Source organism: Gordonia sp. DT218 (assembly GCF_049847105.1).
GTDB lineage: Bacteria > Actinomycetota > Actinomycetes > Mycobacteriales > Mycobacteriaceae > Gordonia.
On sequence record NZ_JBNCNS010000003.1, the window covers coordinates 1 to 25655 of the forward strand.

Consider the following 25655-nt stretch of genomic DNA (forward strand, 5'->3'; position numbering starts at 1 on the left):
AACACCTGGCGATCTGGCTCCCCACCATGCACACCGACCGCACCATCACCTGGCACAACCCCACAACCGGACAGGAACTCGTCACCTACCCGCGATAGCCAGATCCGGCCACCGTCGCCTACACGTGGCCTAGACGGTGCAGAGCGGCGAATGGTCGGTCCGCCCACCGGTTGTCGGCGATACGAGGAAGGTGCACGAGTTGAAACCCACCTTTTCGATCTCGCCGCGCAACATACGCAGCGTCGAGGTGGGGACGACCTTGTCGCGCGAGAGCAGGAATCCCGATGTCCGAGTGGGGTCGCCGACGACGGCAAAGCGGTACGGGTCGGTCGGGGTCTTGCCGTCGGCAATCCAGGCGACGATGTAGTTGGGAGCGTTGCCGGGATTGATGCTCACCGGAACCTGGGGGAACGTCACCGACAGCTGGGCTTTGGTGACCGGGTCGACGACCGTGGCGCGACCTTGCACGCGATTGGTCTGGCCGGTGAATGTGGTGCAGGTGTTCTCGACGCCGATGGTCTTGGCATTGATCGGCGTGTACGTGGCCTTGGTGTCCTTGGCGCAGTTCAGGTTGAAGAACGCCGGCACCGCGGCGAGCTGCCACCACGAACCCAGGTACCGCTCCGCGTCGAGCTTCGGAATCGGCTGCAGAGGAGCGGCCGATGCTGGCGCCGTCGCGACGAACAAGGCTGCGATCGTGAGTGCAACGGTCGCGAACAGTGTGAACAGCGGGCGGGTCGTGCGGATGGTGCGCATGGCGGCTCCGTTCGGTGTGCTGGATAGTGCCAGCGATTCGGAGCCGTCGTCGGCGTGGATGGGTGGAGCCGTCAGGTGAATGCGCCCGGTCAGTACTCCTCGGCGGGCTTCCAGGTCGCGACCGCCCAGATCACGATGAGGTCGAGCGCGATGATGAGGATCGCCCACAGCGGGTAGTAGGGGAGCCACAGGAATTGCGCGATGATCGACACGGACGCGATGACCACCGCCGCGATGCGTGCCCAATCCGCGCCGACCGCCAGGCCGCCTGCCACCAGTACTCCGAGAACGCCGATGACGATGTGAATCCAACCCCAGGTCGTGAGGTCGAACTTGTAGGCGTACTGGTTGCCCAGAACGAAGAGGTCGTCCTTGGCCAACGCAGAGATGCCCTGGAAGATCGCCACCAAGCTGGCCACGAAGATCAGCGCGGCCGCCACTATCGAGATCCCGAATGCGAACCCGGTCTTGGCTCCGTAGTCGGCGTCGCGGTCGGGCTTGGTCACATCGGTTCTCTCGGCGGTCATGGTGCGCCTCCCTTCGTTGGTTCAGACGATCGGACGATAGTGCACGATCAGATTAAGTTGCCGAAGCAAATGAAATGAGGCAAACGCGCCGCGCAGGTCGAAATGTTATGTCGCGACATGCGGGATTGTCGGCGCCGGCGCAGGGGCCAACTCGGCCCTGACCAGCCGATTTAGTCCCCAGGGGGACGTGGGGGTAAGCTATCGCAGGTTGCACACGGGGTGTGGCGCAGCTTGGTAGCGCGCTTCGTTCGGGACGAAGAGGTCGTGGGTTCGAATCCCGCCACCCCGACGCAAGGTTGAGATTGCAGAAGAGGCCCTGGCCTGGAGAGATCCGGTCAGGGCTTCCTCGTTTCCGGCATTCCTCGGCCCACCCGTGTGTGAACATGGGCTATGCCGACACTTCTGACCTCGGATGAGCTCGACGTCCGGATCCTTTTCACCGAATCCGCGCCGGACGTCCTGACGTTTGTGCGCGAGGTGATTCGGGGGCACGAACCCATCGGTCTGTCGACGAATGCGGACCACCACGTCTTTCTCGTCAATCTCGCGAACCTCAAGCAGTTCGCGCTCACCGAGCTCGATCGCGACGACGAGTCGTTGGCCGATGACCAGGTCACAGTGCTCACATCGCTCGCCGAACTGCGCGATCGGGCCGCAGGGCAGGGGTAAGGATCGGCATCTGATCGGGCTGTCGGTGGTCAGCCCGGCGGGAAGGCGCCTGCTCGCCGGATGCCCTCGTCATAGGTGGCGGTCACGATCGCCGGACCACCGGTGGGGCAGCAGAAGGCGTCGTCGTCGAGCAGCCACCGATAGCGCACGGCCACCGAATTGCGGCTGAATCCAGCGATGCCCGTATAGGAATACGGCCTGGACTCGACAGTCCCGACGAACTCGCCGCCGTGGAACAGCAACACCCGGCTCGTGGCGGTCGCATCGTTGTACCCCGACCCGGTGACCAGCACGAAGTCGAGGTCGCAGCCGCGTCCGAGGGGGTTGTCGGAAGCCCTCTCGACCTGCCACTGTCCACCGTTCGGGTCGTTGCCGAGCGACGCGACGGCGTTGTGGACCAACGCCGAGTTCGCGTCGAGGCACAATCGGTGACCACTGCCGGCAGGTGGAGCTTGCGGTCTCGGTCCGGTACCGGGCGCGGTCATGCGTGGCGTCACCGCGGTGGTCCCCGGCCTCATCGCGGTGCTCATCCCTGTGTTCATCGCTGTGGTCTCCGCGGGAAGCGCGTCGTGCTGGGCGGTCTCGGCGGTGCCGCAGGCCGTCGCGACTGCCAGTGCTGTCGCCACGGTCAGCACTGTCGCGACCACGCACGCGACGCGCGACGGCGGCTGGATCGTCATGGTTCGCCCCTCGGACGTCGATGTCCCGACCTACCTCGTCTATCGCGACAACCGCCGACACGGTTACCGGAAACGGCGACAGATCCCGGCCTCGCCGGAGGGCCTGCGGCGTATCGTCGGCGGGGTGATCATCGAGCGTTCGAACGGGCCCGTCCGGATCATCGGTATCAATCGGCCCGAGGTGCGCAACGCAGTCGACCGGACCACCGCGGACGCCCTCTCGGATGCCTTCCGTCGATTCGACGCCGACGATTCGTCGTCGGTGGCGGTCCTGCATGGCGAAGGTGGAACCTTCTGTGCGGGAGCTGATCTCAAGGCCATCGCCGACGGGATGCCCAATCGGATCGCCGACGACGGCGACGGCCCGATGGGCCCGTCGCGAATGCGGTTGTCCAAGCCGGTGATCGCCGCGATCTCGGGGCATGCCGTGGCAGGCGGGCTGGAGCTGGCGTTGTGGGCAGACCTGCGCGTGATGGACGACGACGCCGTCTTGGGGGTGTTCTGCCGCCGCTGGGGCGTGCCGCTGATCGACGGCGGAACCGTGCGACTACCGCGGCTGATCGGTGCGAGCCGGGCGATGGACCTCATCCTGACCGGACGGGCCGTGTCGGCGTCGGAGGCACTCGACATCGGACTGGCCAATCGTGTTGTCCCGGCGGGGACGTCGCTCGACGCGGCGATCCGACTGGCCACCGAGCTCGCCGGACTCCCGCAGACCTGCCTCCGACATGACCGGTTGTCCATGCTTGAGCAGGAGGGCCTCGACGAGCCCGCTGCCATTGCGAACGAGTTCGGCCACGGCACGGAGTCGCTGGCCGCGGACACGCTGGCCGGGGCCCGACGTTTCGCCGGTGGGGCCGGGCGTCATGGAGCCGCCGAGGCCCGGCCCGCACCCGCCGATGCGGCAGATACAGACCGGGCCTGAGGTCGGTGCGGCGGCTCCGAGTTGTTAGGCGGTTCGCCAGGTGGCGACCGCCCAGATGATCACCAGATCGATGGCGATCACCAGGACCGACCACCACGGGTAGTACGGCAGCCACAGGAAGTTCAGGATGATCGACAGCGCCGCGACGATGATGGCCGCGATCCGCGCCCATGCCGCGCCGGTGAACATCCCGATCGCGATGCCGATCGCGACGATCGAGACGACGATGTGGATCCATCCCCAACCAGTGATGTCCAACTTGTAGATGTACTGGGGGCCCGCGACGAAAAGATCGTCCTTGGCTACCGCCGAGATGCCCTGCAGGAGTCCGAGGATGCCGCCGGTGAGCAGCAGGATCGCGGCCGCGATCGTCGTGCCGCCGGCGAAGCCCTGCTGCACGCGATGGTCCTCGTACCGTGGTTCCTCATACTGTGGTGTGGTCATGGCAACCTTTCTCTCGGATGGGGTGCCGGAAGCGTTGTCGCGTCACCTCTACCGCATGGTCGTGGACGAATGCGGCAGCCACATCCCCCGTAGCGGGTGATTGCGGGTCGGTGATGGACGCGGTAGATGTCGTTGGTACCGGTGGGTGTCGGTGGATACCGGCGCACGACGAGGAGGTCCCAGTGAGCATCGCCGCCCGAATGCTGCAGACCCGGTGGCTGGTGCGTGCACCGATCATCCTGTTCCGCGCCCGTCTCGGCTTCCTGTTCGGTGGTCGTCTGTTGCTGCTCGAGCACACCGGGCGTCGCACCGGGGAGGCACGCTATGTGGTGCTCGAGACCGTCGAACGATCCACACCGGCACAGGTGGTGATCGCATCGGGTTTCGGGCCGCGTGCCCAGTGGTTCAAGAATCTTCAGGCGGATCCCCGTTGCCGGGTGTCCATCGGGTGGTCGTCGCGCCGTCCGGCACTCGCCGAGGTGCTCGGTACCGATGACGCGACCGCCGTCATGGACCGATATCGCGACGCGCATGCCCGTGCGTATGCCGAGTTGTCCGGAGTCATCGAGGAATCCACGGGTCTCTCGATCGACGACGTGCCGCTGGTGAGGTTGACCCTGACCTGAACTCGCCTGGACCTGAATCCGGGGTGCCTTTCCCCGAACCGGATCAGCAGCCGAGTTGCCGCGCCAGATCGAGGACGTCGGTGGCATGGATGTCGTTCTCGGGCGAGCCCGAGTCGTCCTTCGGGTCGCCGCCCCACTCCATCGGGCGTTCGATGAATGCGGTGCGCAGGCCGAAGGAGCGGGCCGCATCGAGGTCGTGCTGGTGTGTGGCCACCATCATCACCTGCGCCGGCGTGGCCTCGAGCAGATCGGCCAGCCCGCAGTAGGTTTCGCGGGCCGGCTTGTAGTGCCGCCAGAGATCGGAGCCGCCGATGACATCCCACTCGAAGCCGTTGTGCCGGGCCATGTCGGTGAGCAGCGCGACGGTGCCGTTGCTGAGCGCACACACGATGAAACCTGTTCGGAGTCTGCGGATTCCGTCGGCCGCATCCGGCCATCCCGGGATGGTGCGCCACGCGCGGACGAGCCGAGTCGCCTGCACGTGGTCGAGCGTCCGGCCGAACCGCGTCGCGACCTCGTGGACGGTCTCGGTCTGCAGATCGTCGAGACGCCGCCACGGCAGCTCTCCGCATTCCACGCGCGCCAGGATCGGCCCGTACCGACGGCGCCACTCACGAGCGAAAGCGCCGGCGTCCACGCCCGGTACGACCTCCCGGACGGTCGAGGAGATCCCGGTGAACCAGTCGGTGACGGTGCCGAACGTGTCGAAGGCGAGCACCTTCGGACCGTCGGCGAGCTCGCTCAGCCGATCTCCGATGCCAACTGCGGCAATGAGTGATCCTCGGCGAACTCGGCGTCGCCGTTCGAGACCGGCGTCAGCGTCAGCAGGCTCGCCTCGGGTCGGCAGCAGAACCGGGCGGGCGCATACGGAGAGGTCCCGAGGCCGGCGCTGACATGCAACTTCATCGTCGAGCCCCAACTGGAGACGCCCTTGACACGTGAGCGGTCGAGCTCGCAGTTCGTGACGAGCGCCCCGAAGAACGGCAGGCACAGCTGCCCGCCGTGCGTGTGTCCGGCCATCACGAGGTCGTAGCCGTCGTCGGCGAAGCGGTCGAGCACCCGGGGCTCCGGCGAGTGGGTGAGTCCCAGACGTAGATGCGCGAGCGGGTTCGGCCGCCCTGCGATGGTCTCGTAGCGGTCGCGCTCGATGTGCGGGTCGTCGACACCGGCGGCCACCACGCGCACCCCGCTGACCTCGAGTTCGCGCACGGTGTGAGTGGCATCCAGCCAGCCGCGCTCGATGAACGCGGCGCGCAGGTCCTGCCACGGCAGCGGGTCGCCGAAGGTCCGGGTGTGGTCGCTCCGGAAGTACTGGAGGGGATTCTTCAGGCGCGGTCCGAAGTAGTCGTTGGAGCCGAAGATGAACATACCGGGCCGCGACAGCAGCCCGCCCAGCGACTGGATGACCGCCGGGACCGCCTGTGGGTGGGCGAGGTTGTCGCCGGTGTTGATCACCAGGTCGGGCTCCAGGGCCTCGAGCTCGGAGACCCACGCCTGCTTGAGGCGCTGGTGGGGCGTCATGTGGAGGTCGCTGATGTGCAGCACACGCAGCGGCGCGGCCCCGGGTTCGAGTACCGACAGAGTGCTGTGCCGGAGCGTGAAGGCATTGCGCTCGACCACCGTCGAATAGAAGAGACCCGCGGCGGCCAGACCGGCCAGTCCGCCCGCCGCGCGCACGGCTGCCGCGGAGGTCAGGCCCGCTGAGGTGATTCGGCCCGCGAGGGCGTTGTCGACGTGAACCATTCACTCAGGATACGCAGTGAGAGGGCCGAGGCACCCACGGGTTTCCCCGGCCCTCGGGCGACTCAGCCCGGCAGCTGGATCACCACCGGCCCGACACCCGGGACCTGCACCGTCGTCTCGGTGGGACCCTTGTCGTCGTCATCGCGTCGGCCGTTGCTGACATAGATCGTCACCACACTGCCCGGCATCGCCGAATCCGATGGCGCGGTGAACACCACCGTGCCCTGCGGTCGGTTGCTGTCGACGTCGAGTTGGTTCACCTTGAACCCGGCGCCCTGCAGTCGGGATGTCGCGGCGCTGGCCGGGAGCCCGCTGACCGACGGGATCCGACCGCGGTCGTTGCCGGCCATGAAGCGCGGATCGGTCGGTGGGAGACGTACCGGCCCGAACTTGGTGGCCACCGGCTTGACCGCCGTATACCAGGTTCGCGCGGGCTCCATGCCGCCGTACAGATCGCCGTCGTAGCACTGCCGCAGCGGGCTGCTGCAGATCCCGGTCGGGTTCGGGCCGTCGTTGTAGACGTACGAGGAGCCGGCGATGTTGTTGGTGAAGCCGAGGAACGCCGACGAGCGGTGGGACTCGGTGGTGCCCGTCTTACCGGACACCGGCAAGGTCCAGCCTGCGGCGCCGGCGGACCCTGCGGACGTACCGCCGCCCTTGTCGTCGTGGCTGAGGCCGTTGGCGAGGGTGTTGGCGAGGCCTTCCTCGACGGCCTGCTCGCACGGCGGCGGATTGAACGGGACAGCGGTCATCGCCGGCTTGCCGTCGGGACCCAGCACCGGATTGCCGTACTGATCGCGCTTGATGCGGCTGATCGACGCGATCGGGTTCGGCGGGCACCAGGTGCCGCCCGACGCCAGAGTGGCGGCGACGTTCGACAACTCGAGGCCGTTGACCGGGAGTGGTCCCAGCGTGAACGAGCCGAAGTTGCCCTCCTTCACGTAGGTTGCCATGCTCTTGTCGCCGTAGCCCGACGACCCGGGCACGGTGTAGGACCGCAGACCGAGACGCACGGCCATGTCCACTGCCGGCTTCACGCCGACCTGCTGCAGCAGTTTCACGAATGCGGTGTTGGGGGACTGCGCGAGCGCATTCGTCACCGACATCGAGGCGGGATACTTGCCGTCGTTCTTGACGCAATACGAGTTCGCCGGACAGCCGTTGGAGCCATTGCTGTTGCCCATGCCCTCGAGTGCGACGAAGCCGGGTACCTGGATGTTGGAGGCGAGACCGAGGCCCTTCTCCATGGCCGCCGCGGTGGTGAAGATCTTGAAGACCGATCCGGCGCCGTCACCGACCATCGAGAACGGCTGTGACTGCACCGTTTGGCCGGCCTTCAGGTTGAGCCCGTAGTCGCGGCTGGAGGCCATCGCCAGGATGTCGTGCGACTTCTTGCCCGGCCGGATCGCGCTCATCACGTCGGCGACGCCGTCGGAATCGGGATTGGCCTGTGCTTTGACGGCCCGCATCGTCGACCGCTGGACATCAGGGTCGAGGGTCGTGCGGATCACATAGCCGCCGCGTGCCACCGAGTCACGTGACATGCCGTTCTCGGCGAGGAACTGCAACGCGTAGTCGCAGAAGAACCCGTTGTTGTCCGCCCCGATGCAGCCCTGCGTCGGGGTCTGCGGGTTGGGCACCACACCGAGCGGTTTGGCCTTCGCCGCGACGAGTTCCGCCCGGCGATCCGGGAAGTTCTGGATCATGGTGTCGAGGACGGTGTTCCGACGTTTGGTCGCGGCTTCCGGATGGCTGTACGGGTTGAGGGCCGAACTCGACTGCACCATCCCGGCCAGCATGGCCGCCTGTTCGACGGCCAGGTCCTTCGCGTGTTTGCCGAAATAGGTCTGGGCCGCCGCCTCGATGCCGTAGGAGTTGTTGCCGAACGGCACCACGTTCAGGTAGCGGGTGACGATCTGCTTCTTGGCCTCTTGCTTGGCCGCCGCGTCGTCGAGACCCTTGTCCCGTTTCGCCTGGTCGGTCAGCGACTGTTCCATGGTCAGCGCCATGCGGACCTCACGCAGCTTGCGCGCCGGGGTGGTCTCGATCGCCGCCTGCCGGTCGGCCTCGGTGCGCGCGAGGACCAGGAGTTGATAGTTCTTGATGTACTGCTGATCGAGCGTCGAGGCGCCCTGCTGAACCTCACCCGACGACGAGTTCTTGAGCGCCGCGCGGATGGTGCCCTTCCAGTCGACGCCGTCGTGTTCGAGGAACCGGCGATCCTCGATGGAGATGATCGCGCGGATCATGTCCGGCGAGATGTCGTTGTAGCCGACCTGATAGCGGTACTGGTCGTAGAGCACGGCGATCGGCGTACCTGCCGAGTCGGTCATCGTGGTGACCTCCGGCAGAGTGCCGTTGAGCAGCTCCGATGAGACATTTTCGACGGCGGAGGCCGCACGGTTGGACACCACGCCCATACCGCTGGCGACCGGGTATAGCAGACCGGCCACCAACACGCCTGCCAACAGGCAGGCTCCGGCCAGCGGCCACAGCTTCTTCGAGATCGGCACACGCACAGGATACGTGTGATGGGCGGAACATCGGCCGACCACGGGTCACGGGGGGTCGCGCGCGGCGAGCGGGACAGATGACCTGCGTGGATGTCACTTGTTTGGACGATGGTGCCATTTTCTTTGCTCCAGGGGTTGCGCTCCCATGCACAGATCCTTAAATTGAGTGCAGAATGTGACTCACTTAACATTCCCTCGGGGATGTGAAGCGGACAAGGCGCAGCGGGTCTCATGACCAGCGCAAACCCATTTGTCGGTGGGGTCACGTTCACGGTCAGGAAGTCGGGATCGGTGCGGAGATACGGACGCGACCCGGCGGGACACAACGACAGACAGGGGTCGGCGGATGGCGATTGCGGCAGTTTCCACCGGAGATGACGCTCGGTTGATGTGGGTGTCACAAGCTCGATGCCGGGGAGGAAACCCCGACGACCTGTTCGTTCGCGGAGCGGCCCAGCGTAAGGCCGCAACGATCTGCCGGCACTGCCCGGTGCAGCTCGAATGTGGTGCCGACGCCCTCGACAACCGAGTCGAGTTCGGGGTCTGGGGCGGCATGACCGAGCGGCAGCGACGGGCCTTGCTCCGACAGCATCCCGAGGTCACGTCCTGGGCGGCATTCTTCGACGCCCAACGACGCCGGCAACGCGCCGACGCGGTGTGACCCACCGCTGAACGACAGTCGCACGACACTGATGGCCGGCCCACAAGGGGCGGCCATCGTCGTTGTTCGGGGGAGTGCGTTGTTCGGGACCGGGCCCTGTTCGGAACGAGCATCCTGTTCGGAACGAGCGCCCGGTTCGGAAAGAGAGTGGGGAAGAGCTGTCAGCCGCGGCTGACGATCTGCTCGGCGACCGCACGCAGGGCGACCGCGTCGGCCACCTCGAACGGGAGGGACGGGACCCCCACGATCGGGACGGCGGGGTGCGATGCGGTGAACCGCTGCAACAAGTGGAGTTCCCGCTTGCCCCGGGCCGCACGTTCGGAATGGATCTCGAGGATGCCGCGGGTCAGTTCGTCGTCGACGCTCTCGAGAGCCGCCCGCGCCGACGACTCGGAGATCGACGTCAGGTTGGGGTGGGTGCGGTTGAGGATCAGGCCCGCGAGCGGCATCGACTCCTCCGAGAGGCGATCGACGAAGAACGCCGCCTCGCGTAACGCATCCGGTTCGGCCGCCGCGACCACCGCGAACTGGGTGCCGGGCTGCTTGAGCAACTCGTAGGTCCTGAGCGCCCGGTCCTGGAAACCGCCGAACATGGAGTCGAGCGACTGCACGAACATCGCGACGTCGCGCAGCATGTCACCGCCGATGATCGTCGAGACACCGCGCATCGCCAGGCTCATCGCGCCGGTCACCATCCGACCCACGCCGCGGCCACCGCCGACGAGCACCTTCATCAGCCGGCCCGACAGGAACGAGCCGAGTCGCTGCGGTGCGTCGAGGAAGTCGAGGGCGTTCCGCGACGGCGGGGTGTCGACGATGATGAGGTCCCAATGGTCCCGCTCGAGGAGCTTGCCCAGCTTCTCCATGGCCATGTACTCCTGCGTCCCGGAGAACGACGACGCCATCGTCTGATAGAAGGAGTTCTCCATGATTGCGGCCGCCCGGTCGGGTGAGGAGTACTCCAGCACCATCTCGTCGAAGGTGCGTCGCATGTCGAGCATCATGGCGTCGAGCGAGCCGCGTTTGTCCGGCCCGCTCGCTCCGCTCCCGGCGCCGAGATCCGCCGGCCCGCTCGCTCCGCTCCCGGCGCCGAGGTCCACCGGCTGCGGATCGTTGGTGAGCTCGGACATGCCCAGCGACTGCGCCAGTCGTCGGGCCGGGTCGATGGTGAGCACCGCGACGGTCCGGCCCTGCTCGGCGGCGTACAGCGCCATGGCGGCGGCGGTGGTGGTCTTGCCGACGCCGCCCGCGCCGCAGCAGATGACCACGCGGGTGGCGGGATCGGTGAGCACCGAGCCCATCTTCAGGTCCAGCGGCATCTAGGCACCTGCCTTCTGCAAGAGGTTGGCGAGTTCGTAGATCGCCCCGAGATCGATGCCGTCGCCGAGGGTCGGCAGCTCCAGGGTCGGCAGCTCCACGTCGTCGAGTTGTGCCTTGGCCACCTGCTGGGCCTGCAGTCGTGTCGCGTGCTCGATGGTCTCGGTGAGCAGGCCGGCCAGGTCCTCGTCGGAGACGTTCATACCGGCCGCATTCAGATGCTCGAGCACCCGCGGTGCATCGATCCGGCTCTCGGCGATCTCGTCGATGAAGCCCGCGGGCAGATGGGTCGGGCTCACGCGGTTGATCATGAGCGTGCCGATCGTGAGGTCCTTCTCGCGCAGCTCCGCCACCGCCTCGACGGTCTCCTGGATGGGCATCGCCTCGAGCAGGGTGACCAGATGGATGACGGTGTCCTCGGAATGCAGGAGTTTCACCACGCCATCACTCTGGTTGCGGATCGGCCCGGTCTTGGCGATGTCGGCCATCGCCTTGGTCACGTCCAGGAAGTTCCCGATCCGGCCGGTCGGCGGGGCGTCGACGACGACCGCGTCATAGACACGTTTGCCCTGCTTGTCGGTGTGGATGATCCGTTCCTTGATCTTGCCTGTGATGAGGACGTCGCGGAGTCCGGGCGCGACGGTGGTGACGAAGTCGACGGCGCCGATGCGCTTCATCGCGCGACCCGCGAATCCGAGGTTGTAGAACATGTCGAGGTACTCGAGGAGGGCGTGCTCGATGTCGAGGGCCAGCGCCGACACCTCGCCCCCGCCCGAGGCGGTGGCGATCCGGGTGTCGTTCGGCGGCAGCGGCGGCATGTCGAAGAGCTGTGCGATGCCTTGTCGGCCTTCGCATTCCACGAGGAGGACCTTTTTGCCGTCGGCGGCCAGGGCGAGAGCCAGGGCGGCGGCGACGGTGGTCTTGCCGGTACCGCCCTTACCGGACACGAAGTGCAGGCGGGCGCGCTCGGCGGACTCGGGCCATTCGTTGGCGTGCCCGGCGTCGTCGGCCGGTGTTTCGTTCACCACTGCATCACCATATCGACAACCGTCGACCCGTTAGGGTGGGTCCATGAGTGAAGTGACCGCGTGGGAGTACGTGACCGTGCCGTTGTTGACGCACGCCACCAAGCAGATCCTGGATCAGTGGGGCGCCGACGGCTGGGAACTGGTCAGCGTGCTGGCCGGCCCGACCGGTGAGCAGCACGTCGCCTACCTGAAGCGGCCGAAGGGATAGCACCGATGGCAGGTACATGGACCCAGCGTCTGGCCGAGCTCGGTATCGAACTGCCCCCGGTGGTCTCGCCGGTCGCGAGTTACGCACCCGCGGTGCGGACCGGGAACCTCGTCTACACGGCCGGGCAGCTGCCGATCGTGGCCGGTGAGCTCGACGTCGCCGGCAAGGTGCACGAGGGTGCCGAGGGCGTCGTCGACCCGGATCAGGCCAACGCGGCCGCGCGCCAATGCGCCCTGAACGCGCTCGCCGCCGTCGACGGTCTGGTCGGCATCGATTCGGTCGTGCGCATCGTCAAGGTCGTGGGGTTCGTCGCCTCCGCGCACGGATTCACCGGCCAGCCCGGTGTCATCAACGGTGCCTCCGACCTCCTCGGGGAGATCTTCGGCGAGATGGGCGTCCATGCCCGCTCTGCGGTCGGTGTGGCCGAGCTGCCGATGGGCGCGCCCGTGGAGGTCGAGCTCATCGTCGAGGTCGCCTGATCCGGTGACCCGCGGGACGGGAGTTGCCCGCCGATCGGGTACAGATCTTCGCCGATCGGGTACAGATCTTCGCCGAGCGTGCTGACGTGATCGGGACGACGGGCGTGGTCACCCTCGCGATCGGCGGCGGTGAATCCCTCGGCGAGGTGGAACTGCGCCTCGCGGGCGGCACCGAGAAGTTCCTGGCGGTGGCGTCCGAACCGGTCGGCGTCGACGCGACGGTACTCGTGATCGGGGTCCGGCCCGGCCGGATCGTCGACGTCGAACCCTGGCTGCCGTTGCCGACCTGACGCGATGGCGCCAGGCCTGGCCAGGGTGTCGTCTGCCCGAACGACACCCTGGAACCGAGCCGTAGCATGAGCCGTCAGATAGGTGATTCGTGTTCGCGCACCGGTGATGTCGCGGCGCGACCGGCGACTGAGGAGGACCACCATGCTCGGCTACCACGTTCCCGAACCCGATGAGGCGATGCTGATCTCGGGCAAGAAGGCCCAGGACGGCGGCGCGCCGTTCGACGTCGTGGTCGGCCACGGCAAGTGGGTGATCCCGATCCTCCGCAAGGTGCGGTTCCTGTCGATGGCGTTGCACGAGGCCCAGATCCGCGAGGTCTGTGTGACCACCCAGGGCATCCAGCTGAACGTGCGGGCGGTCATCGCGCACAAGGTCGGCAGCGACGTCGCGTCGATCGTCAACTCCGGACAGCGGTTCATCTCGGAGCAGGAGGACGAGATGAACCAGCTCACCGGCCAGGTCTTCTCCGGCCACCTGCGGTCGATCGTCGGGTCGATGACGGTCGAACAGATCATCCGGGAACGTGACACCCTGGCGCGGCAGGTGCTCGAGGCGTCGAAACGGGAGATGGGTTCGATCGGTCTGGTCGTCGACTCGTTCCAGATCCAGTCCATCGATGACATGGATTCGGGGTACATCAACGCGCTCGCGGCACCGAACATCGCGAAGGTGCAGCGGGAGGCGGCGGTCGAACGCGCTCGAGCCGATCAGGAGGCGTCGAAGGCCCAGCAGGAGTCGCTCCGGAACCAGGCCGACTATGAGCGGGAGACGGCGATCAAGCGGGCCCAGATCAAGTCCGAGACCGACAAGGCCGACGCCGAGGCCGCCCAGGCGGGTCCACTGGCCGAGGCCCGGGTCAGCCAGGAGATCACCCGCGAACAGTCGTTGCTGGCTCACGCCCAGGCCGATCTGCGCGAGCAGGAGCTGATCTCCGAGGTGGTGAAGCCGGCGGAGGCCGAGGCCCGTCGTACCCAGATCATCGCGGAGGCAGAGGCGCGTGCCGTCGAGATCCAGTCCGCGGCGGCGGCGAAGCACAATCGGATCGCGCTCGACCAGCAACTCATCGAGCAACTGCCGGCGCTCGTCGGTGAGGTCGCCAAGGGCCTCGGCACGTCGAATCTCACCGTCTTCAACGGAGCAGAAGGTGTGAACGAACTGATGACGGGCGTCGTCACGCAAGGAGCGTCGCTGCTGAAGAGTCTGCAGAGCGAGTTCGCGCCCCAGATCGTCGAGGACGTCGATCGGTCGGCGTAGCCACGACCTCGCCCGGACTCCGCATCACCGGTGACCTGAAGCACTGCCCTCGGAGACGCTGTGGGTAGTGTCGGATGACATGACCGACAACGGAAGTGACGACACGGGGTCGGCGCCCGCCCAGCCCGCCCATCCCGCTTACGGTGTGGTCCGAGAGGTCACGCCGTTCGCGTCGGTGCTGTTGTGCAACAACCCGGGGAACATGGAGCTCGACGGCACCAACACGTGGATTCTGCGGGCGCCGGGGCATGCGGAGTGCGTGGTGGTCGATCCGGGGCCGCCCAACAAGAAGGGCCACGTCAAGCGCATCGCAGAGCAACCGGGCATCGCGCTCGTGTTGATCTCACACCGCCATTTCGACCACACCGGCGCCATCAAGCGCCTGCGGAAACGCGTCGACGCCCCGGTGCGGGCGCGATCGTCGAAATTCACCCACGGTGCGCCCACCCTCACTGATCGAGAGGTCATCGAGGTGGCGGGCGTCCGGATCACCGTGCTCGACACACCGGGGCACACCGGGGATTCGGTGAGCTTCCTCGTCGAGTGCGACGGACAGCGCGCCCTGCTCACCGGCGACACCATCCTGGGTAGCGGGACCACGGTCATAGATCCGTCCGACGGCACTCTGCGGGACTACCTGAACTCGCTCAACCGGATCATCGTCGAGGGGGAGGACGCCGTCCTGCTCCCCGCGCACGGCCCCGACCATCCCCGGGTCGGCCCGGTGGCGCGCTACTACAAGGCGCACCGCGAAGAACGCATCGACCAGATCGTGGCCGCCCTCGACGAACTCGGGGTGTCGGCCAAGGACGCCAAACCGATGAAGGTGGTCCGGAAGGTCTACGCGGACGTCGACAAGAAGCTGTGGCCCGCCGCCCGGATGTCGGTCAAGGCGCAGCTGGAGTACCTCAGGGACTGAGCCACGTTCACAAACCCGAACGCAGAACTCCCACGAACACCGCCTCGTGTTCGTGGGAGTTCTGTGATGTTCGGGTTCTGCTACCGCGCGCGGCGCGCCAGGCGCTCGGAGTCGGCGATGAGCACGCTCTTGCCCTCGAGGCGCAGCCAGCCGCGCTGCGCGAAGTCGGCCAGCGCCTTGTTGACCGTCTCGCGGGACGCGCCGACGAGCTGCGCGATCTCTTCCTGCGTGAGGTCGTGGGTGACACGCAGCGCGCCACCCTCCTGGGTGCCGAATCGCTGTGCGAGCTGGAGGAGCTGCTTGGCCACGCGTCCCGGCACATCGGTGAAGATGAGGTCCGCCAGGTTGTTGTTGGTCCGGCGGAGGCGGCGGGCGAGCACCCGGAGGAGCTGCTCGGCGATCTCGGGGCGGTCCTTGATCCAGGCGCGCAGGGCGTCGCGATCCATGGAGACCGCGCGGACCTCCGTCACCGTGGTCGCGGACGAGGTCCGGGGCCCGGGGTCGAAGATCGAGAGCTCGCCGAACATGTCCGACGGTCCCATGATCGTCAGCAGGTTCTCGCGACCATCAGGCGAACGACGCCCGACCTTCACCTTGCCGGACAGGATGATGTACAGCCGATCACCGGGCTCGCCCTCGTGGAAGATCACGTGGCCGCGAGGGAAATCGACCGGTTGAAGCTGCTTGGTCAGCGCTGCGACGGCCGAGGGCTCGACACCCTGGAATATGCCAGCCCGCGCCAGTACGTCCTCCACCTAGGAACCTTTCTCGTCCAAACCACACTCGCGTGGCAACTGGTCACCGGCGTTCTCAAACACGTGGATACCGCCCCGCCGACGCGTTGCCCCGTGCAACGCTACTCTCGCCCCAAGCATAAGTGTTGAATGGGTCACGGACCGGACCATTGCGGCGAGTCGGCTTCGTCGGTTATGGGGGTTCTGCCGGTCAGCTGGCACGCTTCGGCGACGACGACAGCATCGAATCCGACGTCGGCAGGGCCGGTTCACCGATCCCGCGGCGACTGCGGAACTCGTCGAGCGCGGCGGGAAAACCCTCCTTGGCCAGGGTGTCCACGTGTGCGGCGTCGGCCGATTCGAGGAATTCCTCCACGTGGTCGCGGGAAACGGCGAGGCGATCGATCCGACCCTGGACTTTCTCCATCGCCAGCGCGAAAAGCATGAGGACGGCTGGGAACAGCAGCGCCGCGAGTCCTTGCATGGGGACCAGTAAACACAATCGGATCCGTCTCCCGCCAACCAGAGTGGCGGCCTTCACTGACTTGTTACCAATGCGTAGCACCGTCGTGGGATACCCGTTCCCGGCGATGCGCACGGTCTCTGTCGGTCACACGGCGGCGATCTGGCTAACCTGAATCGGTGAGCGCACGTAAGAGGACCGACTCCACGGTGCCGGCACCGCCGGCCCGTCCGCGGCGGAGCGCCGGGGCCGAGACACGCCTCGGGCTCGTGCGGCGCGCCCGTCGGATGAACCGGACCCTCGAGGTCGCGTTCCCGCACGTCTACTGCGAGCTGGACTTCACCACGCCGCTCGAGCTGTCGGTCGCCACCATCCTGTCGGCCCAATGCACCGACGTCCGGGTCAACATGGTGACCCCCGCGCTGTTCGCGAAGTATCCGACCGCGGTGTCGTACGCGCAGGCGGACCGCACCGAACTCGAGGAGATGATCCGCTCGACCGGCTTCTACCGGAACAAGGCGAACTCGATCATCGGCCTGGGTCAGGCGCTCGTCGAGCGGTTCGACGGCGAGGTCCCGAACACACTGAAAGAGCTGGTCACGCTGCCCGGGTTCGGGCGCAAGACCGCCAACGTCGTACTAGGGAACGCCTTCGGGGTGCCCGGCATCACCGTCGACACCCATTTCGCGCGGCTGGTCGGTCGGTGGGGCTGGACCACCGAATCCGATCCGGTCAAGATCGAGCGTGCGGTCGGTGAGCTGATCGAACGGAAAGAATGGACGGATCTCTCGCATCGGGTGATCTTTCACGGACGACGGGTGTGTCACGCCCGCAAGCCGGCCTGCGGTGTCTGCATCCTGGCAAAGGACTGCCCCGCGGCCGGGACCGGTCCGATGGACAAAACAGAGGCCGCTCGTTTGGTCAAGGGCCCCGAGACCGATCACCTGCTCGAGTTGGCGGGGATCGCAGCGCAGTGAATCAGACCCCCACCGACGCGGACTCGGGTGCCGCGGAGTCCGAGCCCGGTCCACCGGAACCGTCGCGACCCCCGGGCGGCCGCTTCCCGGCGTCAGCCCGATGGACCCTGGTCTTCATCGTCGTGATGATCGCCCTGGTCGTGGCGATCTGGCCACGCGGCGGCGGCGACGACACGGCCGGCGGGTCGGACCCGGCGACAGCGACCGGTCCGAAGGCGACCGACGCGCAGGTGGACGAGGGGCAGCTGGCCCAGGCCCGCCGTGATGCCGCGCTCGAACCCTGCCCCCAGACCGGTCTGCCGGTTGGTCCGGCGTCGGTCCTCGCGGGCGTGACCGCGCCGTGTCTGGCGGACGGCAAGCCGTACGACGTCGGGGTGGGCACCGCCGGGAAACCGATGGTCGTGAACATGTGGGCCGTGTGGTGCCTGCCGTGTCGTCGGGAGCTGCCGGAGATGGCCGACTACGCCCAGCGCGCCGGTGACAAGGTGACGGTCCTGGCCGTCCACGCCCAGGAGGGTGCGCAGAATCCGTATCTGGCGTTGCGGTTCCTCGCCGAGAACAACGTCCACCTGCCCGTCGTCCTGGACCCCGACGCCCGCATCGCCGGCGCGCTCAAGGCTCCGCGGGTCTTTCCGTCGACGATCCTGGTGCGCGCCGACGGCACCGTCGCCAAGGTGCTCCCGCAGGTCTTCGACGATCCCGACCAGATCGCCGCCGCGGTCCACCAATACCTGGGGGTGACGACATGACCGATCACGACATGACCGATCACGACATGACCGATCACGACATGACCGATCACGACATGACCGATCACGACGAGCAGGTCTCACCGGTCGGGCCGCTGGTGCCGACCGGACAGATCCCGCCGTGGATGCGCGCGGTGACGGGCAATGTCGGTGCCGTGACCGACGCGGTGCTCAATCGAGGCGGAGATCGGACCCGGTGGGCGTCGATGCTCGGCCGGAACCGTCGTGCCGCCGCTGTCCTGGTGCTGATCTCGGGCAGCTGGGACGAGGCGCCCGACCATCCGGGTGGACTGCCGGCCGACGCCGAGATCTTGCTGACCGAACGAGCCGCGACGCTCCGGCAGCACAGTGGACAGGTCGCCTTCCCCGGCGGTGCCATGGATCCCGGCGACGACTACCCGGTGGGCACCGCGCTGCGAGAGGCGAACGAGGAGACCGGTCTGACCGCCGCCGGCGTCCACGTGGTGGCGAACCTGCCGTCGTTCCCCGTCCCGGTGTCGGCGTTCGACGTCATTCCCGTCCTCGCGCACTGGCAGCGGCCGGGTGACGTGCAGGTGATGGACACCGCGGAGACGTCGCGGGTCGCCCGGGTCAACCTGCGCTCGTTGCTCGCGCCGGAGAGCCGCTTCCAGGTGCAACGGAAAGTCATGGGGGCAAGTGCCTATCGTGGACCGGCATTCATGGTCGACGGTCTGCTGGTGTGGGGATTCACCGGGGGTCTGATCGCGGCCATCAGCGAGGTGTCGGGATGGGATGTGCCGTGGGACAAGTCGGATGTGCGTCCGCTGGAGGACGCCATCGAGCATGCGGCCGCCGGGAGCGTAGCGAGCGGGGCCAGTGACGCCGGGAGTCCCCAGACGGCGGGTTTTTCGGCGGTGTTGCCCGAGGCGATGCGTCAGGCGGTCGGCGATCCCGATCGCGGTGAGGGTGGACATAGGTGAGCGGTTCCGGATGGGTGGACCTCATCGTCGTGGTGATCGCCGTGCTGGCTGCGGCCAGTGGGTACCGTCAGGGCGCGGTGGCCTCGGCACTGGCGTTCCTGGGGGTCATCCTGGGGGCCGTTGCCGGAATCCTGCTTGCGCCGCACATCATCTCGCGGTTCGACGACAGCACCGTGCGGCTGTTGGTCGGCGTGGTGCTGCTGGTCGCGTTGATCATCGTCGGCGAGGTGTCGGGAATGATCCTCGGCCGGGCGGCGCGCAGCGGTATCCGGTCCCGGGGCATCCGCCGCGTCGACAGCGTGATCGGCTTGGTCCTGCAGGTGATCGCGGTGCTGGTCGCGGCATGGCTGCTGGCGATCCCGTTGAGCAGTTCCACCGAGACCCAGCTCTCGTCCGCGGTCCGCGGCTCCAAGGTCCTCGGCGGAGTCGACGTGTTCGCCCCGCAGTGGCTGCGCGATCTGCCCCGGGACTTCAGTGCGCTGTTGGACAATTCGGGCCTGCCGCAGGTGATCGGACCGTTCGGCCGGACTCCCGTCGTCAACGTCGGTCCGCCCGATCCGTCGGTGGTCCAGCTCCCCGTCGTGAACCAGACGCGTCCAAGTGTCATGAAGATCGAGGGGACCGCGCCCAGTTGTCGGCAGGCCCTCGAGGGCAGTGGTTTCGTGGTGTCGCCCGAACGCGTGATGACCAATGCCCACGTGGTCGCGGGCACACGCCGCCTTACTGTCTCCGCCCCGAGCGGCCAGCAATTGCCTGCGCGGGTGGTGCTCTTCGACAGCAGCAACGACATCGCCGTGCTCGATGTCCCGGGATTGACCGCGCCGCCATTGAAGTTCGCCGACAAGGAGGCGTCACCCGGCGACGACGCGATCGTCCTCGGCTATCCGGAGGCGGGACCGTTCGCGGTGAATCCCGTTCGCGTACGCGAGGTCATCAACCTGTCCGGCCCGGACATCTATCGCACCGGCCGGATTCTGCGCGAGGTCTATACCGTCCGCGGCCAGATCCGTCAGGGCAATTCGGGTGGCCCGATGATCAACTCGGACGGCGAGGTGCTCGGCGTCGTCTTCGGTGCTGCCGAGGACACCACGGACCAGACCGGCTTCGTGTTGACCGCCAAGCAGGTTCAGTCGAATTTCACCGACTCGGAGAACCGGTCGTCGCGGGTCAGTACCGAATCCTGCGTTCACGCCTGAGCGCGTCCCGATCGGCACGAAAGTGTGCCCGATCGACGACATGGGGATGACGGATACGGCTACGCGGGATCGCGCGAGAGCAGCTCGACCAGTCGTTCGTTGACCTGAGCGGGCCGTTCCTGGTGGGCGAAGTGGCCGCTGCCGTCTATCTGCCGGTAATCCATGTGCGCGGACCATCGGTTGCCTGCGGTCATCAGGTGATCCAGGATGTACGGATCCTCCCGGCCGCGCAGTGCGAGCACGGGAATGTGCAGCCGCTGATTCATCAACTCCATGAAGCGCATGCCGTCGGGCCGGAACTGCGACCGGAATGCCCAGCGCTGATACTCCAGGCTGCAATGAGCGACGTACGGGATCTGGATCGCCGACCGGTTCCGCTCGACGGCTTCGGCGAACTCGTCGGTCTGCTGCCAGGCGTCGGCGGCGCGCTCGCGGAAGTACTGCTCGATGTAGTCGCCGTCGCGGCGTGTCAGGTGTCGTTCGCCCTTCCGCGGCAACTGGTTCCGCAGGAATCCGGGGAGGAAGGCCGATCGCTGTGCCCGGTTGCGCAGCACCTCCCGGCGCAGTGCGCGCGGATGCGGTGACGCGATGACGGCGATCCGGTTCACCACCCGGGGATGCAGCGTGGCGGTCGCCCAGCACACCAGGCCACCGTCCGCATGCCCGACCAGCGTGGCCTCGGTGTGTCCCAGGGCGCGTACCAGACCGTTCGTGTCACCGGCCAGCGACCAGCCGTCGTAGCCGCGCGGCGGCTTGTCGGAGTCGCCGTACCCGCGCAGGTCGACGGCGACGGCCCGGTATCCGGCGTCGGTCAGCGCGGCGATCTGATGTCGCCAGCTCCACCAGAACTCACCGAAGCCGTGCAGAAGCAGAACCAGGGGGCGGTCGGCGAGCCATCGGCCGTCCGCCTCGACAGCGTGGAAGCGGACCCCGTTCGCCCGGACGTCGAAGTGATGCCAGTTTCCGGGAACCCGGACGCTCGACGGGTCAGGCGGAACCGCCAACGGTCATCTCCGCCCGGGGTCGTGCGCGCGTGGGATCTCGGGATGTTCGCCCGCTCGTGTCGCGGACGTCGGCGGGAGGTCGGCGGGGTGTTTGCCCGGCAGCACCGTCTGCACCTCCCGGACCGATTCGATCGTCTTCTTGGGGCCCCTGACCTTGCGGAAGAGCACATAGCCGACGAACGCCATGATGACGGTGATCAGCACCAGGATCAGGAAGACGATCAGGAATGCCAGCCAGCGGGGCATCCAGTTGTCCAGCAGCTCGGCGAGGAAGAAGAAAAAGAAGAAGCTCGAATAGAGGGCCATCACCCCGGCGACGACCAGCAGGCCGGTGCCGGCGCCCGCCTTCTTGGCCTCCCCGACGAGCTCTGCCTTCGCCAGTGCCACCTCGGACCGGAACAGCGTGGACACATTCGCGGTGGCGTCCTTCACCAGGTTCCCGATACTGGGCTCGCCGTCCCGACCCAGCGTTGGGTCCGACAGCGGGATGGACGGGACCGATCCGGTGCCTTCTGCGGGTTGGCCGTGCTCGTTGCGGCTCACTGCATCCTCCGTATCTCGGTGCTCTGCGCTTATGGTGCCATGCGATGGGCGGTCGGGGCGCGGGCCACCCGGGTCACCCCGCCGCGAGTCGCGCGACCGGGCCCGCGACCGGCGAGATCACCTCCGGTGCTGTGTCATCTTCGCGACCGCCGCGACCGCCGGATCGTCGTCGTCGACCATCCTGGCGAGGATGGCCACGGCCATGTCGCCAGGCAGCTCCACCAGAGCCTGTGCGAGACGGCTCCGCGCCGCGGGCGGTGTCGCGGCGTCGTCGAGCAGGCGCCCGAGATCGGCCGCGACCTGATCAGCGGTGCCGGAGCTGTGTGCCAGATCGCGGAGCAGGTCGGCGGCGTCGACATCGTTGGTCCCGGCGACCACCATGTCGATGAGCGTCGGCACCACCTCCCGGTCGCCTCGCGCCCCGAGAGCCAGCGCCGCGCGGCTGCGGACGACGATGTCGGGGTCGGTGAGGGCGCCGCGAAGCACGTCGGCCACCAGCGGACCCGCGAGTTCCGCGACGGCCGACACCGCGCGTCGTCGTACCTCCACATCGTCGGATCGCAGGCCCGTCGCCAGCACGGCCGTGCCCGCCGTGTCGCCGGAGGCAGCGAGTGCCCAGGTCAGGGCGCCGGAGACGTTGGGGTCCGCCTCGGCCAGGACGGCGTCGGCGACGGCCTCGGAGGAGAGCTGGTGACCCATCGCCGCGAGCGCGGCCCGATAGCGCACGCCGGCGGAATCCGAACCGAGGTCGTGCATCAAACGCACCGCTCGCAACACGTCGTCCCAATCCGCCGGGGTGGACGCCTCGATGCGCCGGAGCAGGGCCAGCAGCTCCTCCTCACGGGCGAGACGTCGGCGTGAGGAGTCGACGAGTTCGCCGATCAGCGTGGTCGGCCCGGGGGATCCGGGTGCTTCCAGCACCCGCTGCACCTCGGCGAGCGACAAACCGAGTGACCGGAGGCCCTCCACCCGGAACAGTCGCGCGATGTCGTCCGTCGAGTACTCGCGGTACCCGCCGGACGTACGTCCGGCAGGCGCCACGAGGCCGAGCCGGTCGTAGTGCCGCAGCATCCGGGTGCTCACGCCGGATCGCTGCGACACCTCACCGATCAGCATTTGGTGCCCGGCGACGGCGCGTCCTTCAGGGAGAGAGTCCGTCGCGCCTGATCCACGGCGGCCGAGAAATCGCTGTCCGGGTCCTCCATGAGGTGCTCGGTGGCGACGGCATGCTCGCGCACCTCCGGGGTTCGACCCGAACGTGCGGCGGCGAGCAGCGGGACCACCGCGTCGCCGAGAGTGATCAGCGCGCGGCTCAGACTGCGCCGCGTGTCGCGGTCGCCGCGGCCGAGCTCGGTCGCCAATTCCCTTGCGAGAACGTCCCTTTTCTCATAGGGAGCCAGGACAGTCGCGACGCGCCAGGCGCTGCGTGCGACGTCGTCGTCGGGATCGTGGAGAAGCCCGGACGGAACCTTCGCCCAGACGGTGTGGTCGCCGATCTTCGACAACGTGTGCAACGCCTGACTGCGGGCCTGCGCTGTGGGTGAGGTGAGCTCGCGTAGCAGCCGTGCGATGGTGACGCCGGCTGCGCAGCGGGTGAGAGCCCACGTCAGCATGTCGCGCACGAAGAAGTCGGGTTCGACAGCACAGCAATCCACGAGTACGTCGACCAGCGCATCATCCGGGTGAGTCCCGGCGGCCAGCGCTGCCTGCAGTCGTGTCGACGACTGCGGATCCGCCAGCGCCTCGATCAGGCGGGCCTGCCGATTGTCACGAATCGCGTTGTTCATCGCGATCACCTCCTCGACACCAGTCAAGACCTTGTCACTGTGTCAAGGTCAAGGAGGATTTCGTCTCCGCCCCGGCCGGGTCGGTCGTGGGTCGGGGCGGAGACGGCGTTGCTCAGGACTTGCGGGCGCGGATGGCCTCGAAGACCGACGGGTCCACCAGGGTGGAGGTGTCACCGAGGTCGCGGCCCTCGGCGACGTCCTTGAGGAGGCGCCGCATGATCTTGCCGGAGCGGGTCTTGGGCAGTTCGGGCACTACGTTTATCTCGCGGGGTTTGGCGATGGGCGAGATCTCGACGGCGACCTGGTCGCGCAGTTCCTTGACGAGTTGGTCGCCGGTGTTCTCGACGCCCTCACGCAGGATGACGAAGGCGACGATGCCCTGACCGGTGGTCTCGTCGGCGGCGCCGATGACCGCGGCCTCGGCGACCCCGGAGTGTCCGACCAGGGCGCTCTCCACCTCGGCGGTGGAGATGCGGTGCCCGGAGATGTTCATGACATCGTCGACGCGGCCGAGGACCCACAATGCGTGGTCGTCGTCGTAGCGGGCGCCGTCGCCGGCGAAGTACCAGCCCTGCTCGGCGAAGCGTGACCAGTAGGTCTCCCGGAACCGTTCCTCGTCGCCCCAGATACCGCGCAACATCGACGGCCACGGCTGGTCGAGGACGAGATAGCCCTGCTCCCCGGCGCCGACGGGCTTGCCCTGGTCGTCGACGATGTTCGCCGAGATGCCGGGCAGCGGTGCCATCGCAGAGCCGGGCTTGGTGGTGGTCACTCCGGGTAGCGGGGAGATCATGATGGCGCCGGTCTCGGTCTGCCACCAGGTGTCGACGATGGGCGCCTTGTCGCCGCCGATGACCTCGCGGTACCACTTCCATGCCTCGGGGTTGATCGGTTCGCCGACGGAGCCGAGCAGCCGCACCGAGCTCAGGTCGTGGGCGTCGGGGATCTCGCGACCCCACTTCATGAAGGTGCGGACCAGCGTCGGCGCGATGTAATAGATGGTGACGCCGTACTTTTCGATGATCTCGAAATGACGATGCTCGTTGGGGGAGTTGGGGGTGCCCTCGTAGACCACCTCGGTCGCACCGTTGCTCAGTGGTCCGTAGACGAGGTAGGAGTGTCCGGTCACCCAGCCGATGTCGGCGCCACACCAGAAGACGTCGCGGCCTTCCTTGTGGTCGAACACGTAGTGGAAGGTGTACGACGCCTGGGTGAGGTAGCCGCCGGAGGAGTGCACGATGCCCTTGGGCTTGCCGGTGGTGCCCGAGGTGTAGAGCAGGAACAGTGGGTGTTCGGCGTCGAAGGCCTCGGGCTCGTGCGTCGTCGACTGTTCGTCGACGGTGTCGTCCCACCACACGTCGCGCCCCTCGACCCACGGCAGATCGGGATCGTCGTTGGTGCGGCGCACCACCAGGACCTTCTCCACCGACTTCGCGGCGTCGTCGCCGGTGCCGAGCGCTTCGTCGACGGCGGTCTTGAGGGGGGCGGGCTTGCCGCGACGGTACTGTCCGTCGGTGGTGATGACGAGCTTGGCTTCGGCGTCGTCGACGCGCGAACGCAGTGCGCCCGAGGAGAACCCGGCGAACACCACCGAATGCGTCAACCCGAGCCGGGCGCAGGCGAGCATCGAGACGATGGCCTCGGGGACCATCGGCATGTAGATCGCGACGCGGTCGCCTGCGACCAGTCCGATCGAGGCGAAGTAGTTGGCGGCTTTGGACACCTCGTCCTGCAGCTGGGCGTAGGTGAGGTCGCGGGTGTCGCCGGGCTCGCCGACCCAATGGATCGCGACCCGATCGCCCTTGCCCGCGGCGACGTGTCGGTCGACGCAGTTGTAGGCCACGTTGAGCCGGCCGCCGACGAACCACTTGGCGAACGGTGCGTCCGTCCAGTCCAGGATCTGGTCGAAATCGGTGACCCAGTCCAGCCGGCGGGCCTGCTCGGCCCAGAACTCCAGACGATCCGCGTCGGCCCGGTCGTAGAGCTCCGCCCCGGCATTGGCCTGCGCGACGAAGTCCTCCGACGGCGGATATCCCTGGGCGGACGAAGTGGTGGCGGGAGTCATCGGTGAGGCGACCTTTCACTGTCGAGGAGACGATGTGGATGCGTGCTGTGGTGTGTGCGTGCTGGGTGCCCGCACACTGGCGTGACGTGCACTCATACTGGTTACTCATTGTGAGGGTAGTCACGTTGGAAGCTCGTTGCAGGTGCCGTCGGCCGG

Annotated in this window: 29 protein-coding genes and 1 tRNA gene; 14 read left to right on the forward strand and 16 right to left on the reverse strand. The window is 67.4% G+C overall.

The genetic code is table 11. The features are described 5' to 3' along the window. Window positions 1-129: 129 nt before the first annotated feature. Window positions 130-756, reverse strand: a complete 627-nt coding sequence (locus ACPXCG_RS11470; protein WP_425792115.1) for a lipocalin family protein — start codon at window positions 754-756, stop codon at window positions 130-132. An 89-nt stretch (window positions 757-845) separates the two neighbouring features. Beyond that, window positions 846-1283 carry a DUF7144 family membrane protein gene (locus ACPXCG_RS11475; RefSeq protein WP_425792116.1) on the reverse strand — a complete coding sequence of 146 codons (438 nt, stop codon included), beginning with the start codon at window positions 1281-1283 and terminating at the stop codon, window positions 846-848. Window positions 1284-1498: 215 nt separating this feature from the next. Here ACPXCG_RS11475 and ACPXCG_RS11480 point away from each other — a divergent pair. After that, window positions 1499-1572, forward strand: a tRNA-Pro gene (locus tag ACPXCG_RS11480). A 101-nt stretch (window positions 1573-1673) separates the two neighbouring features. After that, entirely contained in the window at window positions 1674-1952 is a 279-nt protein-coding gene (locus ACPXCG_RS11485; protein ID WP_425792117.1) for a hypothetical protein, read from the forward strand. A 29-nt stretch (window positions 1953-1981) separates the two neighbouring features. On the opposite strand, the gene ACPXCG_RS11490 is transcribed toward ACPXCG_RS11485, so the two are convergent. Next, the gene (locus ACPXCG_RS11490) at window positions 1982-2437 is read right to left on the reverse strand and encodes an LppP/LprE family lipoprotein (protein ID WP_425792118.1); all 456 of its coding nucleotides are present in this window, start codon (window positions 2435-2437) and stop codon (window positions 1982-1984) included. A gap of 307 nt (window positions 2438-2744) precedes the next feature. Between ACPXCG_RS11490 and ACPXCG_RS11495 the strand changes: the two genes are divergently transcribed. Beyond that, window positions 2745-3557, forward strand: a complete 813-nt coding sequence (locus ACPXCG_RS11495) for a crotonase/enoyl-CoA hydratase family protein (protein ID WP_425792798.1) — start codon at window positions 2745-2747, stop codon at window positions 3555-3557. A gap of 24 nt (window positions 3558-3581) precedes the next feature. Here the strand turns inward: ACPXCG_RS11495 and ACPXCG_RS11500 are convergent, their stop codons facing one another. After that, complete coding sequence (locus ACPXCG_RS11500; protein WP_425792119.1) at window positions 3582-4001, reverse strand: DUF7144 family membrane protein; 420 nt, start codon at window positions 3999-4001, stop codon at window positions 3582-3584. 182 nt (window positions 4002-4183) lie between these two features. On the opposite strand from ACPXCG_RS11500, the gene ACPXCG_RS11505 reads away from it, so the two are divergent. Then, the gene (locus tag ACPXCG_RS11505; RefSeq protein WP_425792120.1) at window positions 4184-4627 is read left to right on the forward strand and encodes a nitroreductase family deazaflavin-dependent oxidoreductase; all 444 of its coding nucleotides are present in this window, start codon (window positions 4184-4186) and stop codon (window positions 4625-4627) included. Between the two features lie 43 nt (window positions 4628-4670). Here ACPXCG_RS11505 and ACPXCG_RS11510 read toward each other — a convergent pair whose 3' ends face one another. The 3 genes from ACPXCG_RS11510 to ACPXCG_RS11520 form a co-directional block, all read right to left on the reverse strand. Next, window positions 4671-5345, reverse strand: a complete 675-nt coding sequence (locus ACPXCG_RS11510) for a haloacid dehalogenase type II (RefSeq protein ID WP_425792121.1) — start codon at window positions 5343-5345, stop codon at window positions 4671-4673. A gap of 23 nt (window positions 5346-5368) precedes the next feature. Beyond that, window positions 5369-6370, reverse strand: a complete 1002-nt coding sequence (locus tag ACPXCG_RS11515; protein WP_425792122.1) for a metallophosphoesterase — start codon at window positions 6368-6370, stop codon at window positions 5369-5371. Window positions 6371-6432: 62 nt separating this feature from the next. Continuing rightward, on the reverse strand, window positions 6433-8877 hold the full coding sequence (locus tag ACPXCG_RS11520) for a penicillin-binding protein (protein WP_425792799.1): 2445 nt from the start codon (window positions 8875-8877) through the stop codon (window positions 6433-6435). A 352-nt stretch (window positions 8878-9229) separates the two neighbouring features. Between ACPXCG_RS11520 and ACPXCG_RS11525 the strand changes: the two genes are divergently transcribed. Next, entirely contained in the window at window positions 9230-9544 is a 315-nt protein-coding gene (locus ACPXCG_RS11525; RefSeq protein ID WP_161061435.1) for a WhiB family transcriptional regulator, read from the forward strand. A 161-nt stretch (window positions 9545-9705) separates the two neighbouring features. Here ACPXCG_RS11525 and ACPXCG_RS11530 read toward each other — a convergent pair whose 3' ends face one another. Then, the gene (locus ACPXCG_RS11530; protein WP_425792123.1) at window positions 9706-10863 is read right to left on the reverse strand and encodes an ArsA family ATPase; all 1158 of its coding nucleotides are present in this window, start codon (window positions 10861-10863) and stop codon (window positions 9706-9708) included. Further along, a complete protein-coding gene (locus tag ACPXCG_RS11535; RefSeq protein ID WP_425792124.1) occupies window positions 10864-11889 on the reverse strand; it encodes an ArsA-related P-loop ATPase in 1026 nt (341 codons plus the stop codon). 43 nt (window positions 11890-11932) lie between these two features. On the opposite strand from ACPXCG_RS11535, the gene ACPXCG_RS11540 reads away from it, so the two are divergent. From ACPXCG_RS11540 to ACPXCG_RS11560, 5 genes are all read left to right on the forward strand, one after another. Continuing rightward, complete coding sequence (locus ACPXCG_RS11540) at window positions 11933-12097, forward strand: DUF4177 domain-containing protein (protein WP_161061438.1); 165 nt, start codon at window positions 11933-11935, stop codon at window positions 12095-12097. Window positions 12098-12102: 5 nt separating this feature from the next. Then, a complete protein-coding gene (locus ACPXCG_RS11545) occupies window positions 12103-12576 on the forward strand; it encodes a RidA family protein (RefSeq protein ID WP_425792125.1) in 474 nt (157 codons plus the stop codon). Between the two features lie 86 nt (window positions 12577-12662). After that, window positions 12663-12866 (forward strand): hypothetical protein, encoded by a 204-nt coding sequence (locus ACPXCG_RS11550; RefSeq protein WP_425792800.1) that lies wholly within the window; start codon window positions 12663-12665, stop codon window positions 12864-12866. A 142-nt stretch (window positions 12867-13008) separates the two neighbouring features. Continuing rightward, window positions 13009-14121, forward strand: coding sequence for an SPFH domain-containing protein (locus ACPXCG_RS11555; RefSeq protein ID WP_425792126.1), 1113 nt, complete (start codon window positions 13009-13011; stop codon window positions 14119-14121). Window positions 14122-14200: 79 nt separating this feature from the next. Beyond that, complete coding sequence (locus ACPXCG_RS11560) at window positions 14201-15040, forward strand: MBL fold metallo-hydrolase (RefSeq protein ID WP_425792127.1); 840 nt, start codon at window positions 14201-14203, stop codon at window positions 15038-15040. 80 nt (window positions 15041-15120) lie between these two features. On the opposite strand, the gene ACPXCG_RS11565 is transcribed toward ACPXCG_RS11560, so the two are convergent. Further along, complete coding sequence (locus tag ACPXCG_RS11565) at window positions 15121-15795, reverse strand: Crp/Fnr family transcriptional regulator (protein WP_006330855.1); 675 nt, start codon at window positions 15793-15795, stop codon at window positions 15121-15123. A 190-nt stretch (window positions 15796-15985) separates the two neighbouring features. Further along, window positions 15986-16258 (reverse strand): hypothetical protein, encoded by a 273-nt coding sequence (locus ACPXCG_RS11570; RefSeq protein WP_425792128.1) that lies wholly within the window; start codon window positions 16256-16258, stop codon window positions 15986-15988. 158 nt (window positions 16259-16416) lie between these two features. Between ACPXCG_RS11570 and nth the strand changes: the two genes are divergently transcribed. The 4 genes from nth to ACPXCG_RS11590 are packed head-to-tail and all read left to right on the forward strand — an operon-like array spanning window position 16417 to window position 20100. Beyond that, the gene (gene nth / locus ACPXCG_RS11575; RefSeq protein WP_425792129.1) at window positions 16417-17214 is read left to right on the forward strand and encodes an endonuclease III; all 798 of its coding nucleotides are present in this window, start codon (window positions 16417-16419) and stop codon (window positions 17212-17214) included. Then, window positions 17211-17963 carry a TlpA disulfide reductase family protein gene (locus tag ACPXCG_RS11580; RefSeq protein ID WP_425792130.1) on the forward strand — a complete coding sequence of 251 codons (753 nt, stop codon included), beginning with the start codon at window positions 17211-17213 and terminating at the stop codon, window positions 17961-17963. Before nth ends, ACPXCG_RS11580 begins: the two co-directional genes overlap by 4 nt. A gap of 56 nt (window positions 17964-18019) precedes the next feature. Then, window positions 18020-18904, forward strand: a complete 885-nt coding sequence (locus ACPXCG_RS11585) for an NUDIX hydrolase (protein ID WP_425792801.1) — start codon at window positions 18020-18022, stop codon at window positions 18902-18904. Continuing rightward, complete coding sequence (locus ACPXCG_RS11590) at window positions 18901-20100, forward strand: MarP family serine protease (protein ID WP_425792131.1); 1200 nt, start codon at window positions 18901-18903, stop codon at window positions 20098-20100. The genes ACPXCG_RS11585 and ACPXCG_RS11590 overlap by 4 nt, the downstream gene beginning before the upstream one ends. Before the next feature lie 59 nt (window positions 20101-20159). On the opposite strand, the gene ACPXCG_RS11595 is transcribed toward ACPXCG_RS11590, so the two are convergent. The 5 genes from ACPXCG_RS11595 to acs form a co-directional block, all read right to left on the reverse strand. After that, window positions 20160-21104, reverse strand: a complete 945-nt coding sequence (locus tag ACPXCG_RS11595) for an alpha/beta fold hydrolase (protein WP_425792132.1) — start codon at window positions 21102-21104, stop codon at window positions 20160-20162. 3 nt (window positions 21105-21107) lie between these two features. Continuing rightward, window positions 21108-21647 (reverse strand): phage holin family protein, encoded by a 540-nt coding sequence (locus ACPXCG_RS11600; protein WP_425792133.1) that lies wholly within the window; start codon window positions 21645-21647, stop codon window positions 21108-21110. Between the two features lie 117 nt (window positions 21648-21764). Next, the gene (locus tag ACPXCG_RS11605; RefSeq protein ID WP_425792134.1) at window positions 21765-22763 is read right to left on the reverse strand and encodes a MerR family transcriptional regulator; all 999 of its coding nucleotides are present in this window, start codon (window positions 22761-22763) and stop codon (window positions 21765-21767) included. Beyond that, window positions 22757-23434 carry a HEAT repeat domain-containing protein gene (locus ACPXCG_RS11610; RefSeq protein WP_425792135.1) on the reverse strand — a complete coding sequence of 226 codons (678 nt, stop codon included), beginning with the start codon at window positions 23432-23434 and terminating at the stop codon, window positions 22757-22759. The genes ACPXCG_RS11605 and ACPXCG_RS11610 overlap by 7 nt, the downstream gene beginning before the upstream one ends. 112 nt (window positions 23435-23546) lie before the next feature. Continuing rightward, the gene (gene acs / locus ACPXCG_RS11615) at window positions 23547-25499 is read right to left on the reverse strand and encodes an acetate--CoA ligase (RefSeq protein ID WP_425792136.1); all 1953 of its coding nucleotides are present in this window, start codon (window positions 25497-25499) and stop codon (window positions 23547-23549) included. Window positions 25500-25655: the final 156 nt, after the last annotated feature.

What these genes read in the sequence shown, in the direction of transcription:
- ACPXCG_RS11475 (WP_425792116.1), bottom strand. Translation starts at nt 1,283, where the DNA reads ATGACCGCCGAGAGAACCGATGTGACCAAGCCCGACCGCGACGCCGAC.
- ACPXCG_RS11470 (WP_425792115.1), bottom strand. Translation starts at nt 756, where the DNA reads ATGCGCACCATCCGCACGACCCGCCCGCTGTTCACACTGTTCGCGACC.
- acs (WP_425792136.1), bottom strand. Translation starts at nt 25,499, where the DNA reads ATGACTCCCGCCACCACTTCGTCCGCCCAGGGATATCCGCCGTCGGAG.
- ACPXCG_RS11545 (WP_425792125.1), top strand. Translation starts at nt 12,103, where the DNA reads ATGGCAGGTACATGGACCCAGCGTCTGGCCGAGCTCGGTATCGAACTG.
- ACPXCG_RS11570 (WP_425792128.1), bottom strand. Translation starts at nt 16,258, where the DNA reads ATGCAAGGACTCGCGGCGCTGCTGTTCCCAGCCGTCCTCATGCTTTTC.
- ACPXCG_RS11525 (WP_161061435.1), top strand. Translation starts at nt 9,230, where the DNA reads ATGGCGATTGCGGCAGTTTCCACCGGAGATGACGCTCGGTTGATGTGG.
- ACPXCG_RS11530 (WP_425792123.1), bottom strand. Translation starts at nt 10,863, where the DNA reads ATGCCGCTGGACCTGAAGATGGGCTCGGTGCTCACCGATCCCGCCACC.
- ACPXCG_RS11560 (WP_425792127.1), top strand. Translation starts at nt 14,201, where the DNA reads ATGACCGACAACGGAAGTGACGACACGGGGTCGGCGCCCGCCCAGCCC.
- ACPXCG_RS11500 (WP_425792119.1), bottom strand. Translation starts at nt 4,001, where the DNA reads ATGACCACACCACAGTATGAGGAACCACGGTACGAGGACCATCGCGTG.
- ACPXCG_RS11540 (WP_161061438.1), top strand. Translation starts at nt 11,933, where the DNA reads ATGAGTGAAGTGACCGCGTGGGAGTACGTGACCGTGCCGTTGTTGACG.
- ACPXCG_RS11490 (WP_425792118.1), bottom strand. Translation starts at nt 2,437, where the DNA reads ATGACCGCGCCCGGTACCGGACCGAGACCGCAAGCTCCACCTGCCGGC.
- ACPXCG_RS11610 (WP_425792135.1), bottom strand. Translation starts at nt 23,434, where the DNA reads ATGAACAACGCGATTCGTGACAATCGGCAGGCCCGCCTGATCGAGGCG.
- ACPXCG_RS11555 (WP_425792126.1), top strand. Translation starts at nt 13,009, where the DNA reads ATGCTCGGCTACCACGTTCCCGAACCCGATGAGGCGATGCTGATCTCG.
- ACPXCG_RS11605 (WP_425792134.1), bottom strand. Translation starts at nt 22,763, where the DNA reads ATGCTGATCGGTGAGGTGTCGCAGCGATCCGGCGTGAGCACCCGGATG.
- ACPXCG_RS11485 (WP_425792117.1), top strand. Translation starts at nt 1,674, where the DNA reads ATGCCGACACTTCTGACCTCGGATGAGCTCGACGTCCGGATCCTTTTC.
- ACPXCG_RS11585 (WP_425792801.1), top strand. Translation starts at nt 18,020, where the DNA reads ATGACCGATCACGACGAGCAGGTCTCACCGGTCGGGCCGCTGGTGCCG.
- ACPXCG_RS11515 (WP_425792122.1), bottom strand. Translation starts at nt 6,370, where the DNA reads ATGGTTCACGTCGACAACGCCCTCGCGGGCCGAATCACCTCAGCGGGC.